Annotated in this window: 12 protein-coding genes; 5 read left to right on the top strand and 7 right to left on the bottom strand. The window is 70.0% G+C overall.

The features are described 5' to 3' along the window. The 3 genes from VED21_RS20800 to VED21_RS20790 form a co-directional block, all read right to left on the bottom strand. Nucleotides 1-295, bottom strand: a 295-nt coding sequence (locus VED21_RS20800) for a calcium-binding protein (protein WP_324885585.1), incomplete at its 3' end; no start/stop codon positions are given. Nucleotides 296-454: 159 nt separating this feature from the next. Next, nucleotides 455-1,072, bottom strand: coding sequence for a hypothetical protein (locus VED21_RS20795; RefSeq protein ID WP_324885583.1), 618 nt, complete (start codon nt 1,070-1,072; stop codon nt 455-457). Further along, the gene (locus tag VED21_RS20790) at nt 1,069-1,632 is read right to left on the bottom strand and encodes a hypothetical protein (RefSeq protein ID WP_324885581.1); all 564 of its coding nucleotides are present in this window, start codon (nt 1,630-1,632) and stop codon (nt 1,069-1,071) included. The genes VED21_RS20795 and VED21_RS20790 overlap by 4 nt, the downstream gene beginning before the upstream one ends. Before the next feature lie 411 nt (nt 1,633-2,043). Here VED21_RS20790 and VED21_RS20785 point away from each other — a divergent pair, with 411 nt between their 5' ends. The 3 genes from VED21_RS20785 to VED21_RS20775 all read left to right on the top strand — a co-directional run bounded on the left by VED21_RS20785 (nt 2,044) and on the right by VED21_RS20775 (nt 3,744). Further along, on the top strand, nt 2,044-3,234 hold the full coding sequence (locus VED21_RS20785) for a pentapeptide repeat-containing protein (RefSeq protein ID WP_324885579.1): 1,191 nt from the start codon (nt 2,044-2,046) through the stop codon (nt 3,232-3,234). Nucleotides 3,235-3,296: 62 nt separating this feature from the next. Then, the gene (locus tag VED21_RS20780; protein ID WP_324885577.1) at nt 3,297-3,542 is read left to right on the top strand and encodes a DUF1902 domain-containing protein; all 246 of its coding nucleotides are present in this window, start codon (nt 3,297-3,299) and stop codon (nt 3,540-3,542) included. 10 nt (nt 3,543-3,552) lie between these two features. Next, nucleotides 3,553-3,744, top strand: a complete 192-nt coding sequence (locus VED21_RS20775) for a hypothetical protein (protein ID WP_324885575.1) — start codon at nt 3,553-3,555, stop codon at nt 3,742-3,744. 5 nt (nt 3,745-3,749) lie between these two features. Here the strand turns inward: VED21_RS20775 and VED21_RS20770 are convergent, their stop codons facing one another. The 3 genes from VED21_RS20770 to VED21_RS20760 are packed head-to-tail and all read right to left on the bottom strand — an operon-like array spanning nt 3,750 to nt 7,884. Then, nucleotides 3,750-6,059, bottom strand: a complete 2,310-nt coding sequence (locus VED21_RS20770) for a PAS domain S-box protein (RefSeq protein WP_324885573.1) — start codon at nt 6,057-6,059, stop codon at nt 3,750-3,752. Nucleotides 6,060-6,064: 5 nt separating this feature from the next. Next, on the bottom strand, nt 6,065-7,051 hold the full coding sequence (locus VED21_RS20765; protein WP_324885570.1) for a BMP family ABC transporter substrate-binding protein: 987 nt from the start codon (nt 7,049-7,051) through the stop codon (nt 6,065-6,067). A 17-nt stretch (nt 7,052-7,068) separates the two neighbouring features. Then, entirely contained in the window at nt 7,069-7,884 is an 816-nt protein-coding gene (locus tag VED21_RS20760) for a hypothetical protein (RefSeq protein ID WP_324885569.1), read from the bottom strand. A gap of 232 nt (nt 7,885-8,116) precedes the next feature. On the opposite strand from VED21_RS20760, the gene VED21_RS20755 reads away from it, so the two are divergent. Then, the gene (locus tag VED21_RS20755) at nt 8,117-9,367 is read left to right on the top strand and encodes a calcium-binding protein (RefSeq protein ID WP_324885568.1); all 1,251 of its coding nucleotides are present in this window, start codon (nt 8,117-8,119) and stop codon (nt 9,365-9,367) included. A gap of 102 nt (nt 9,368-9,469) precedes the next feature. Next, nucleotides 9,470-10,603, top strand: a complete 1,134-nt coding sequence (locus VED21_RS20750; protein ID WP_324885566.1) for a calcium-binding protein — start codon at nt 9,470-9,472, stop codon at nt 10,601-10,603. Between the two features lie 41 nt (nt 10,604-10,644). Here VED21_RS20750 and VED21_RS20745 read toward each other — a convergent pair. After that, nucleotides 10,645-12,429 (bottom strand): DUF6537 domain-containing protein (locus tag VED21_RS20745; protein ID WP_324885564.1); only part of this gene is annotated, 1,785 nt, incomplete at its 5' end.

Here is a 12,429-nt window from a genome sequence, read left to right as displayed (position 1 = left end):
CGCCGGTCAGGCTGTCGTCGCCGCCGGCGCCGTCCAGCGTGTCGTTCTCGGTGCCGCCGATCAAGGTGTCATGTCCGATTCCGCCGAACAGGCTATCCGCGCCGGCGCCGCCGTCCAGTGAATCGGCGCCCGTGCCGCCGTGCAGCGTGTCGTTGCCGTCGTTGCCGAAGATGAAGTCATGGCCCTCGGCCCCGCTCAGCACATCGTTTCCGGAGTTGCCGGAGATCGTGTCGTCGAAAAAGCCGCCGGTAATGATGTCGTCATTCACCGTGCCAGTGAGCGTCATCCCAGGCATTGGCCTATCTCCTTGTGTGTGTCATGCATGCTTGGTGATGCGAGGCACGTTGACATGAAGGGACGGAGCCCGCTGTGACGGCCATCACAATAGGTAAAATTTTACTCGAATTATTCGTATTGTCGCGCGAAACGATCGCACTCGGCCATCGCAAGGAAGTTACGTCCGTGCGGAGGCCCGGCGCGGGGTGCGGCGGGGGGCGTCCTCGTCCTCTCCGCTGCCGGGGCGGCGGAAGGTGCTCAACTCGGCGATGCGGTTGACCTGCAGGTTGGCCAGCCGGCACGCCGCCACCTCCACCACCTCGAAGCCGAGCTTGCGCGGGAAGCGGGCGGCGATGCGCTCGCGCGCTTCGCGCTCGGTCTCGGCGATCATGATGTAGCGCCGCACGCCCACCCAGGCCCGGTGCACCGGCCGCTCCCCGCCCGCTGCCGGGTCGTAGCGCACGGCCGCCTCGTAAAAGCGCCCCGGGCGCGGCTCCAGCCGGTCGAAGATGTAGTAGCGGTCGATGGCGGCGGCCTTCTTGACCTCCAGCTCGGCCAGGACGGCGTTCATCTCCTGCTCGGCCTTGGCGGCGCGCTTCTCGGTCTCGGCGTACTGGTGGCTGAGGGTGGCGTACTCGCGCGCGGCGTCGGCCACCTCCTTGGTGATCTCCTCGGAGGTTTCCTTCAGCTTGGTCAGCGAGACGCGCGCGCTGGTGAGCTGGCTGCGCCAGAAGCGGTTGGACAGCACGGTCAGCACCATGAAGCCCAACGCGAAGTAGAGCAGCATCCCTGTCATAGGCCCGCTCCTTCGCCCACCGTGTCCGGCGCCATGGACAGCAACTGAACCTGCGTGGGCTGGATGCCGCTGCGCCCCGGGAACGCCGCCTTCAGGAGCCCGTGCGCGTGGTCGGTGGAGCCCGCCCAGACGTGCGCGCAGTTGCGGTACCCCCAGATCTGCCGGGAAAAGATCACCTCGCGCCGGTCGACGTTCGCGAAATCCGGATGGACGATCAGCATCGACCAGTAGCCGAGCGCCGCCCCGTCGCATTCACCAAGTTCATGCACCAGCTCGATCTTGGTGAACTCCAGCGTCTTCAGCTCCTGCTGGGCCTTCTGCTTGCGGCTGACGTGCTCGGCCAGACGGACCTGGAGCGCCGACATGTCGGTGCTGCGCTTGTCCGTCTTCGACGTCCATTCCTTCAGCGCCGTCTTCTTCTTGTCGATCTGCCGCTGCAGCACCGTGGCGCGCGCCCGCTCGGCGCTCACCCGCCCCACGTCGTAGACGATGGAAAGCCCAAGCGCGGCGACGCTGGCGACCAGCAGCAGCATGCCCAGGAATTCCGCCGTAACGACCATGCGCGCTCCACCGACCCTGCATCGGAACGTGCACGGTAGCACGCCGGACGGAGGTGCGGCAGCGGCAGAGCGCCGCGCTCAAGCATCCGGGGGGGCGCGTTCGTATGCGAATATGCATGACGAACGCGGCATCCGTGTAAAAGCCTTGAAATGCAAGGCTCAATACGCGTCCGTCCGGAACCGGGGCGCGACAATCCGCCGCAGGACTTCGCGCAGCATTCGGTCGCGACCGGAAAGCGCGACGTTACTGCGTGGTCATACGAAGAGATAATGATCTTTCCCTTTCTCTTTCGTTTTAGTAACCTCTGCGCCAAGCACGCGTCCGCCGGCCAAGAGAAGGGCCAACCGAACACCAACGGAACAAGGGCGTGGCGGCAGGGGAGGCCGGCGTGGCCGGTGGGGGATGCGCTCATGTCGGTGCACGACGAGAAGTACCTGCGCGCCATCCGTGACGCGCTTCTGCAGCACCAGCAATGGCTGAAGCGCGACCCGTCGGGCCGCGGCAAGCGGGCCGACCTGAGCTTCTTCAACCTGTCCAAGCTCGGGCTCAACCGCATCAACCTGCACGGCGCCAAGCTGGCCGGCGCCAACCTGCACGGCGCCCGCCTGGTCGGCGCCGACCTGCGCGACACCGACCTGTTCTGCTCCGACCTGTCGAAGGCCGACCTGCACGGCGCCAAGCTGGCGGGGGCCGACCTGCGCGGCGCACGGGTGGACGGCGCGCGCCTGTCGGAGGCGGACCTGCGCGGCGCCGACCTGCGGCGCGGCCTGATCATGCCGAACAGTCCCAAGAAGCCGGCCGGCAACCTGGACGGCAGCACGACCTTCGTCGGCTCGACGCTGACGCGGGCGGTCATGGCCAACTGCCGGATGGCGCTGTGCGATTTTTCCGGCAGCGACATGGCCGGCGCCAACCTGACCGGGGCCGACCTGTCCGGCGCGGTGCTGATCTCCGCCAACCTCGTGGAGGCGGTGCTGCACGAGGCGACGCTGGACGGCACCCTGCTGTGCGGCGCCCGGCTGGACGAGGAACTGCGCCGCACGCTGGAGCGGCGCGGCGTCGACGTCGACGGCACCGGCATGGCCAGCCTGTCCGAGCAGATGGCCGAGCGCGTGTCGGCGCACCAGCTGTGGGTCGACCACATGGGCAAGCTGGGGACGCGCATGGAGGTGCAGCGCAGCGACCTGCGCGGCTTCAACTTCTCGAACCGGCTGCTGGCCGGCTGCGTGCTGCGCTTCTGCGGGCTGCGCGGCGCCGATTTCTCGGGCGCCAAGCTGGTGATGGCGGACCTGTCCTACTGCGACCTGCGCGACGCCGACTTCACCAGCGCCGATTTGTCGGGGTGCAACCTGCGCGGCTCGAACCTCGCCGGGGCCAAGCTGTGGCGCGCCCGGATGAACGCCGTGGACCTGATGGGCGACGGCAGCCGCATGTGGCCGACCAACCTGGAAGGCGCCAGCCTGACCGGCGCCGACCTGCGCGACGCCAACCTGGGCAAGGCCATCCTGCACGGCGCCGACCTGACCAAGGTGAAGAGCAACGCCGCCACCTTCCGCGGCGCCGACGTGTCGCTGGCCGGGGGACTGGCGGCGACGGCGTGAGGCTCCTGCACGGTGGACGGCGGGCGCGGCAGCGCTTACCTTATTGGGTCAGGAGGGCGTCCATGGCTCGCACCATCAAGCTACGCGCGGTACAGGATCCGGAGGCCGGGGTCTATGTGGTCACTGGCGAGAACTACGACGGCCTTACGTTCGAGGCCGAGTCGATGGAGCACGCGCTCGACCGCGCCAAGGTCATCGTGCCGGACCTCATGGAAGCCAACGGCGACGACACGGCCGACCTGACAATCTCCCTCACCGAATACCGTCTTGCGCCGCACCGCGAGTTGACCGTGCGCGTCGCGGCATAGCGTCCCGGCGATGGTCGATTTCACGCGCGCCGTACGCGAGGCGTTGGAGTCCGCCGGCTGCGCCTTCGTGCGGCACGGCAAGGGCGACCATGACATCTGGCAAAGCCCGCATACCGGACGCTTCGTGGTCGACGGCAGCATCAAGTCCCGCCACTCGGCAAACGAAACCCTGAAATCGGCGGGCCTGCCCAAGAAGTTCTGAGGCGCTCACTCCACCGCCAGCACCGCCGGGAAGCGTCGCGCCAGGGCGTCCAGGGAGCGCGCAAGGCGGTCGGGCAGGGCGGCGCACAGGGCTTCGGCCTCGGTGGCGCGGCTCTCCTGGCTGGCGTGCTCGATGGCTTCGGCGAGGCGGCGCAGCGCGGTCAGGCCCAGCGTGCCGGCGGTGGTCTTCAGGTCGTGCGCGGCGGCGCGCACCGCGCGCAGGTCGTGGCCGGCCGTCAGCGCCGCGCCCTTGGCGCGGGCGTCCTCGATGAAGGCCAGCGCGAGGTCGTGCAGTTCCGCCTCGCCCAGCACCGAGGCCAATTGTTCCAGCGGCCGCGGGTCGAGCAGCGGTTCGCCGTCCACGGTGACGGAAACGCCGTCAGCCACCGTGTCGGCGCCGCCGCCGCACTGGCGCCGCAGGGCGGCGGCCAGCGCTTCCGGGACGATGGGCTTGGCGACGTGGTCGTCCATGCCGGCGGCGCGGCAGCGTTCGGCGTCGCCGGCCAGCGCGTTGGCGGTCAGCGCGATGACCGGCACCCGGCCGCGCTCGCCGGGCAGGGCGCGGATGCGGCGCGTCGCCTCCAACCCGTCCATGCCCGGCATCTGCATGTCCATCAGCACCACGTCGTAACGCTCGCTCCGCACCCGGTCGAGCGCCTGGGCACCGTCCGCCGCCACGGCCACGGCGTGCCCCTGCCGGGTCAGCAGCGCCACCGCCACCTTCTGGTTGACCGGGTTGTCCTCGGCCAGCAGCACGCGCAGGGGGCGCAGCGGTGCGGCGGCGGTCTCGGCCGACAGCGCCTCCGCCGACGGCGCCTCCGCCGCCGGCAGCGGCACGGCGAAGCTGAAGGCGCTGCCCGCGTCGGGCCGGCTGTCCACGGTGATGGAGCCGCCCATCAGCGTGACGATGCGCTTGCAGATCGCCAGCCCCAGCCCGGTGCCGCCGAAGCGGCGGGAGATGGAGCTGTCGGCCTGCACGAACTCGGCAAACAGGTGCGGCAGCACGTCGGGGGCGATGCCGATGCCGGTGTCGGTCACGGTGAAGCGGACCGTTCCCTCCAGCGCGTCGACGGCCACCAGGACGCCGCCGGCTTCCGTGAACTTGATGGCGTTGGAGACGAGGTTCAGCAGCACCTGCCGCAGCCGCGTGGGGTCGCCCGTCACCCAGGCCGGCGCGTCGGCGGCCATGCGCACGTCGAGCGCCAGCCCCTTTTCGGCGGCGCGGGAGCCCATCAGCGCCACGGTGCTGTCCACCACGCGCCGCAGGTCGAAGCCGACGCGCTCCAGCGTCAGGCGACCGGCTTCCAGCTTCGACATGTCGAGGATGTCGTTGAGGATGGTCAGCAGCGCCTCGCCGGAATACAGCACGGTCTCGGCGTAGTCGCGCTGCTCGGCGTCCAGCCGGGTGTCGAGCAGCAGGCGCACCATGCCCAGCACGCCGTTCATCGGCGTGCGGATCTCGTGGCTCATGGTGGCCAGGAAATCGGCCTTGGCGCGGGCCGCCTCCTCGGCGCGCAGGCGCGCGGCCTGCAGCTCGGCCGTGCGCTCCTCGACGCGCTGCTCCAGGTAGAGGTTGGCGTCCACCAGCTCCTGCTGCGCGCGCTTGCGTTCGGTGATGTCGCGGATGACGCCGGTGTAGAAGCAGTGGTTGTTGATGCGCACCTCGCTGACCGCCATCTCGATCAGCACCTCGCCGCCGTCCTTGCGGCGGGCCACCAGCTCGCGCCCGCGGCCGATGACGTGCTCGGGATCGGTGCGCAGGCTGGTGCGCATCAGCTCGTCGTGGTGGTGCACGGCATGACGCGGCATCAGCATGTGGATGTTGCGGCCCAGCATCTCCTCGGCGCGGTAGCCGAACATGCGCGACGCCGCCGGGTTCACCGACTGGATCACGCCCCGGTCGGAGATGGTGACGATGGCGTCCACGGCGTTCTCCACCATGGCGCGCAGGCTCTCCTCGCTCTCGCGCAGGGCCTCGGTTTCCAGCACCTGGCGGGTGACGTCGGTCATGTGCAGAGCCAAGCCGTCGTCGAGCGGCACCGCGCACACCCGGAACCAGCGGGCCTGGGCGGAGTAGAAGCCGGTGAAGGTCTCCGGCACGCCGCTGCGCCGCACGCGCGCCAGCGGCCGGTGGAAGAAGCTGGCCAACTCGGCCGCCTCGTCCCACAGCACGGCGCCCAGCACCGCCCAGCGCGGCCTGCCGAACAGCGTCCCGGCGGCGGCGTTGGCGTGCGTGATGCGCCAGCCGCCGTCCAGCGTCAGCAGGACGTCGGGGATGCGGTCGGCGATGGCGGCCAGGGTCGCGGGCATCGTCATCAGTGTCACGGGGCGCCCGTTCCGTCCGTCACGACCAGCGCGCCGTCCACGATGGCGCGCCGCGCCGCCTCCGCCGCGTCCAGCATGGCGGGGGTGAGGAGCGGCCGGTTGTGCTCGTCCACCGCGTAGTCGACGCCGCCCTCCTTCAGGCCCAGCGCCCGCACGCCCGGCCGCCATGTGCCGTCGCGCCCGCCCAGGAAGGCGCGCTCCACCGCCAGATCGGTGCGCTTCAGCATGGAGGTCAGAATGGTGCCGGGGTACAGGTGGTTCTGGTTGCTGTCGACACCGATGGCGAGGCGCCCGGCCTCCTTCGCGGCGGCGAAGACGCCGAAGTTCGACACGCCCGCCCCGGCGAACAGCACGTCGGCGCCGCGCTCGAACTGGCTCTTCGCCACCTCGGCCCCGGTGGTCGGGTCGGTGAAGGCGGCCGGCGTGGTGCCGACGAAGTTGACGAGCAGCCGCGCATCCGCCCGCGCGTGCTTCGCCCCCTGCTCGTAGCCGGTGATGAAGCGGCGGATCAGTGGGATGTCCAGCGCGCCGACGAAGCCCAGCGTCCCCGTCTTCGACGCGTGCGCCGCCAGCACGCCGACCAGGAAGGCACCCTCCTGCTCCTTGAAGGTGATGGACTGCACGTTGGGGCGGTCGACCACGGCGTCGACGATGGTGAAGCGCAGCTTGGGGAACTTCGGCGCCAGATCGTTGAGGGGAGTGGCGTAGTAGAAGCCAATGACGACGATGTCGGTGGCGCCGCGCCGCGCCAGGGCGGAGACCGCCTGCTCGAACTGCGCCGGGCTCTGCGGCTGGAACTCCAGCACCGGGGTGCCGGTCGCCTGCCGGAAGCGCTCCGCCCCGGCGAAGGCGCCTTCGTTGAAGCTTTTGTCGAACTTCTGGCCCACCGCGTAGATCAGGCCGGGCACGATGTCGGCGGCCCGGGCGGCGGATACGGAAAGCAGCAAGGCGAGGGCGGCGAGCAGGCGGGCGAGGCGGAGCATCAGGGCAGGGGCTCTCTTCAGCGGTTGGCGGCGCGCAGGAGTGCTGCGTGGCGGTCGCGCAGGGTGCGCAACGCGGCGACGGTGGCGGGATCGAGGCGGCGGGTGTAGTCCGCGCCGTCCGGCGCCGCCGCCCAGTCGTTGCTGACGAAGCGGGCGTCGGCAAGGCCGGTGGCGGTCAGGCGGGCGGCCGGGAAACGGCGCGCGGCGCGGGCGAGGGCGTCGGCGAAGGCGGCGTCGGGCAGGCCGCTGTAGGGTTTGCCGTCGTCGCCGGCGACGTTGAGGAACAGCATTGCGTCGCCGAAGGCGGTGTAGCCGCCGCCCAGCCCGGCATCCACCCTGGCCGCGTGGGCGAAGAAGCGTTGCGCGCGGTCAGGCGTCAGGCGGGGCAGCGTCACGATGACGGAACCGGTGCGCCCGTCGCCCTGCGTCAGGTCGGCGACCAGCACGCTGTCCTGGCGCAGCACGAAGCCCAGGGCGGCGGCCAGCCGGTCGGCTTCGGCGTCGGCCAGCGGCAGGGCGGTGTGCAGCGACGGGTTGGTGCGCAGCTGCCAGCCGCCGACGGTCAGCTCCGTCACCGCCGCGGCCGGGTCGTGGCCCAGCGCGCGCAGCACGGCGGGCACCAGCTCCCCCGCCACGCGTGCGGCAAAGGCGCTGCGCACGGCGAAGGGTGCCTTGTCCAGCGCCCCGGCTTCCGGCGCCGTGGCTTCCGGCCCCCTGGCTTCCGACATGGCCGGCACTGCCTCGTAGAACAGGCGCTGCACCGGCTCGGCCGCCACCGGCAGCCCGGGCAGGGCCAGCAGGCCGGCCAGACCGAGCACAACCAGCGTTCGCAACACCGCTCGCACGCAGAAACCTCCCGTCCATCGTCGCGAGCGGCGATTCTACGTCCGATATCCGGCGCCGGGCCACCGGAATCGCCTCCTGCGGCGACGCGACGCCGCGAGGCGGGCCGCGGCGTTGTGACCTCTGATAGTGCATAGCGATGCATGTATGCTCAGAGGTTGCAGATATCGTCAAAAGCAACTATGACGGACCGGTGCGATTGCCCGCGCTTCGAGGATGAGAATGGTTACCTACACGAACACCTTCGGTACGCTCGGAAACGATGCCCTGACGGCCCGGGTCCGGCCGGAAATGCTGTTCGGCGGAACGGGCAACGACACGCTGACATCGAACATACTCTACGACAACTTCCTGCTCGGCGGCTCCGGCGACGACACCTACGTGACCGCAGGGTCGCTCCAGAACGTCTTCATCATCGAAACCGGCGGCGATCCGGCCGACCGCGCGGTGGACATCTTCTCCTCGTGGCCGGCGCCAATCATGGGGACGCTGGACGGCAGGCACCTCGTGCTCACCAACTACAGCGCCACCAACAACGTCATCATCGCCGACTGGCAGAAGCCGGAGAACGTCATCGAATGGTGGACGTTCAAAGGCCAGACCATGTCGTACATCCAGTTCGTCCAGGCGGTGCAATCGAGCACGAACTACTACGGCAACTTTACCCTGGACCGGCTCTCGCCGGAGCTGCGCGGGGCGTTCAACGGCGCCCTGGCGGAGGCGACGGAGCGCAGCGCCTGGTACGACGGGGTCACCCGGGCGAGCATCACCGCGACCACGCCGACGGCCGGCAACGACAGCCTGACCGGCAACGCGACCTGGGACACCATCAGCGGCGGGGCCGGCGACGACACCATCGACGGCGCGGACGGAGCCGACATTCTGTACGGTAACGCCGGTGCCGATGTGCTGGTCGGCAGCCAGGGCCGCGACACCCTGTACGGGGGCGACAGCACCGACATCCTGTACGGCAACCAGGACATCGACCGGCTGGAGGGAGAGGCCGGCGACGATTTCCTGTTCGGCGGGCAGGGCGACGATTCGCTGTTCGGAGGGGCCGGCGCCGACGTGCTGTACGGCAACATGGGCAGCGATTTCCTCAGCATCGACGGAAACGACACGGCATTCGGCGGTCAGGGCAACGACAATCTGGTCGCGGGGCGGGAGGCGGCCGTGCTGTACGGAAACGTCGGCGACGACCGGCTGCTCGGCGTCGCCGGCAGTGTCCTGTACGGCGGTGCCGGCGCCGACCGGTTCCAGACGTCGACAGCCGTCAAGGGCAACACCGTCGTCGCCGACTTCAATGGCGCCGAAGGCGACCGCATTGCAAAGCTGAGCAGCGATTCCCTCGTCTCCGTGACGGCGGATTCGACCGGGAATGCCGTGCTGACCTTCAATTCCGAGACGACCGTAACGCTGCTGGGCGTCCCGCCGGCGTCGTTCTCGGACAGCTGGATCGTCGCCGCTTCCTGAACGGCGCCGCGTCCTGAACGGCATTTGCCTGATCGTTGTTGGAATGACTTTCCCGCCGCGCGCGTTCATCCTTCGAAGAAGACCACTTCGGGAGACACGCACATGGCCCAGTTCACCGACCGTTACGGCACGGCCGGCGCCGACACGCTGACCGGGACCGGCATCAACCAGATGCTGTTCGGCCGGGCGGGCGACGACCTGATGCGCGCCGGGCCGTACACGGGCAACTGGCTGCTGGGCGGCAGCGGGTCGGACACCTACACCTACACCCCCGGCTCCTTCAACATGGTGGTGCTGGAGACCGGCGGCTCGGCCAACGACCGCTTCACCGAGGCGGGTGGGGTCGAGCCGGCCGACACGGTGGTGACCATCGACAGCCGCCACCTGATGTTCTTCACGTCCAAGACCGGCGACGCCGCGCTGTTCCTCGACTGGCAGCGGCCGGAAAACGTCATCGAAACCTGGCAGCTGGGCACCGCCACCTTCACCTTCCTGGAACTGGTGACGGGGCTGGGCGGCATCCCCGCCTACAAGGGGAACCAAACGCTGGAATCCGTGCTGGGTGGACCCGACGCGGCGGCCTTCCGCGTGCTGATCGACCAAGCCTACGCCAAGGCCGCGGCGGCCGAGGGTACCGGCACCACGCCGGGCCTGCTGACCGGCACGGCCGGCGCCGACGCGCTGGTCGGCTCCGCCGGCAACGACACCATCGAGGGCCTGCAGGGCAACGACACGCTGGACGGCAGCCTGGGCGCGGACGCGCTGTACGGCAACCAGGGCGGCGACCAGCTCTCCGGCGGGTCCGGCGCCGACCTGCTGTTCGGCGGGCAGGGCGGCGACGCGCTGTGGGGCGGGGCGGAGGCCGACGTGCTGTACGGCAACATGGCCGAGGACACGCTGTTTGGCGACGCCGGGGACGACACGCTGTTCGGCGGCCAGGGGCAGGACGTGCTGTCGGGCGGCGAGGGCGCCGACGTCCTGGCCGGCAACATGGGCGAGGACGCGCTGGCCGGCGGGGCGGGTGCGGACCGCTTCGTGCTGAACCAGGGCGGCGGCCGCGACACGGTGAGCGACTTCAACGCCGCCGAGGGCGACCGGCTGAACTTCGCCGGAGGAACCTTCCAGTCGGTGGCGGCGGACGCCTCCGGCCATGCGGTCGTCACCGCCAGCCACGGCGCGTCCGTGGTGCTGGTGGGCGTGTCGGCGGGGAGCTTTTCGACGGAGTGGGTGGTGTGAAATCTCCCTCCCCCGGCGGGGCCGGGGGAGGGTTTTTTTAACTACTCCGCCGCGAGCGGCTGCGGTGTGGCGGGCTGGCGGAAGGCGTCCAGCAGTTTGGTCTGCTTGGCCTTGGCCGCCGCCACGTTGCGGTCCTTGACGGGGCCGTAGCCGCGCATGTCCAGCGCCAGGGTGGCGATCTCCACGGCAAGGCGGTGGTTGTCGCGGGTCAGGTGCGCCAGCACCTCGCCCATCACCATCTCGTAGTCGGCGATCAGCTGGCGTTCCATCTTGCGCTCCGGCAGCCAGCCGAACGGGTCGAGCGGCGTGCCGCGCAGGCGCTTGCCTTTGGCCAGCAGGCCCAGGAACTTCAGCATCCACGGGCCGAAGGTGCGCTTCTTCGGTTCGCCGCCGTCGGCGTCCGTCTCGCCCAGCACCGGCGGGGCCATGTGGAAGACCAGCTTCCAGTCGCCCTCGAACATCTGTTCGATCCGCTTGATGAAGCCGGTCTCGGCATAGAGCCGGGCCACCTCGTACTCGTCCTTGTAGGCCAGCAGCTTGAAGTAGCCGCGCGCCACCGCCTCGGTCAGTTCGGTCGAGCCGAGGACCTTCTGCCCCTCCACCCGGCGCGTCCAGTCCACCAGCGAATGGTAGCGGGTGGCGTAGGCGGCGTCCTGGTAGTCGGTCAGGAAGCGGGTGCGCCGTTCGATGATCTCGTCCAGCGTCTCGGACACGTGGCGCTGCTCGAAGATCGGCTCGGGGTGGCGCACCGGCGGGGCGGACGCCGCTTCGACCGAGGCGAGGTCGTGCGCGGCGCGGCGGCCCCACAGGAAGGCCTGCCGGTTCATCGCCACGGCCGCCCCGTTCAGCTCGATCGCCTTCAGCAGCGCCTCCTCCGACAGCGGGATCAGCCCCTTCTGCCACGCGAAGCCCAGCATGAACGGGTTGGCGGCGATGCTGTCACCCAGCAGTGCGGTGGCCAGCGCCGTGGCGTCCACCGTGCTGACCGCGTCCGGCGCGCCGCTGGCCTTGCGGATGTCGGAGACGAGGTCGCCGACCGGCACCTTGAAGTCCGGCTTCTTGACGAAGTCGTAGGTGATCAGCTCGTGCGCGTTGATGACGGAGCGGGTCTTGCCGGCATTGATCTTCGACAGCGCGTCGCCCTGCGCCGCCACCACCACGTCGCAGCCGATCAGCGCGTCCGCCCCGCCCGCCGCGATGCGGACGGAGTGGATGTCGTCCGGCGTACGCGCGATGCGGATGTGGCTGGTCACCGCACCACCCTTCTGGGCGAGGCCGGTCATGTCCAGCACGCCGACGCCCTTGCCCTCCAGGTGCGCGGCCATGCCCAGCAGCGCGCCCACGGTAACCACGCCGGTGCCGCCGACGCCGGTGACGTAGATGCTCCACGGCCGCTCGCCGATCTCCGGCAGCGTGGGCGCGGGCAGGTCGTCGGCGGTGACGCCGGCAACGCCCGCGGCGGGCGTCGGCTTGCGCAGCTGTCCGCCCTCCACCGTCACGAAGCTGGGGCAGAAGCCCTTCACGCAGGAGAAGTCCTTGTTGCAGGTCGACTGGTCGATCTGCCGCTTGCGGCCGAACTCCGTCTCCACCGGCACCACGGACACGCAGTTGGACTTGGCGGAGCAGTCGCCGCACGCCTCGCACACCAGCTCGTTGATGACCACGCGCTTGGCGATGTCGGGCATCTTGCCGCGCTTGCGGCGGCGGCGCTTCTCGGTGGCGCAGGTCTGGTCGTAGATCAGGATGGTGACGCCGCCTTCCTCGCGCAGCTCGCGCTGGACGCGGTCCAGGTCGTCGCGGTGCTCCACCTTGGTGAAGGGGGGCAG

Source organism: Azospirillum sp. (genome assembly GCF_035627195.1).
Classification (GTDB): Bacteria; Pseudomonadota; Alphaproteobacteria; order Azospirillales; family Azospirillaceae; genus Azospirillum.
This window is presented reverse-complemented; position numbering and strand designations above follow the sequence as displayed.

What these genes read in the sequence shown, in the direction of transcription:
- VED21_RS20785 (WP_324885579.1), top strand. Translation starts at nt 2,044, where the DNA reads ATGTCGGTGCACGACGAGAAGTACCTGCGCGCCATCCGTGACGCGCTT.
- VED21_RS20755 (WP_324885568.1), top strand. Translation starts at nt 8,117, where the DNA reads ATGGTTACCTACACGAACACCTTCGGTACGCTCGGAAACGATGCCCTG.
- VED21_RS20765 (WP_324885570.1), bottom strand. Translation starts at nt 7,051, where the DNA reads ATGCTCCGCCTCGCCCGCCTGCTCGCCGCCCTCGCCTTGCTGCTTTCC.
- VED21_RS20750 (WP_324885566.1), top strand. Translation starts at nt 9,470, where the DNA reads ATGGCCCAGTTCACCGACCGTTACGGCACGGCCGGCGCCGACACGCTG.
- VED21_RS20770 (WP_324885573.1), bottom strand. Translation starts at nt 6,059, where the DNA reads ATGACGATGCCCGCGACCCTGGCCGCCATCGCCGACCGCATCCCCGAC.
- VED21_RS20780 (WP_324885577.1), top strand. Translation starts at nt 3,297, where the DNA reads ATGGCTCGCACCATCAAGCTACGCGCGGTACAGGATCCGGAGGCCGGG.
- VED21_RS20775 (WP_324885575.1), top strand. Translation starts at nt 3,553, where the DNA reads ATGGTCGATTTCACGCGCGCCGTACGCGAGGCGTTGGAGTCCGCCGGC.
- VED21_RS20790 (WP_324885581.1), bottom strand. Translation starts at nt 1,632, where the DNA reads ATGGTCGTTACGGCGGAATTCCTGGGCATGCTGCTGCTGGTCGCCAGC.
- VED21_RS20795 (WP_324885583.1), bottom strand. Translation starts at nt 1,072, where the DNA reads ATGACAGGGATGCTGCTCTACTTCGCGTTGGGCTTCATGGTGCTGACC.